Raw genomic sequence first — 241 nt, forward strand, 5'->3', positions numbered from 1 at the left:
GTGCTGACAGGCCGGGTATCGTGAACACCATCACCCGCCATGTGAGCAGCTGCGGCTGTAATATCGAGGACAGCCGTCTGGCTATGCTGGGCGAAGAGTTCACGTTTATTATGCTGCTGTCCGGGACATGGAATGCCATTACCCTTATCGAATCGACCCTGCCGCTCAAAGGTGCGGAGCTGGATTTGCTGATCGTGATGAAACGCACCACTGCTCGCCCACGTCCGGCCCTGCCCGCGAC

The 241-nt window shown here is 58.5% G+C and carries 1 protein-coding gene; it reads left to right on the top strand.

The genetic code is table 11. From position 1 onward, the window contains the following. Positions 1–20 precede the first annotated feature (20 nt). The coding region (locus tag ACPYOJ_RS36495) for an ACT domain-containing protein (RefSeq protein ID WP_481420555.1) at positions 21–241 on the top strand (221 nt) is incomplete at its 3' end.

It is taken from the genome of Rhizobium sp. SVR5-9E (assembly GCF_056755095.1).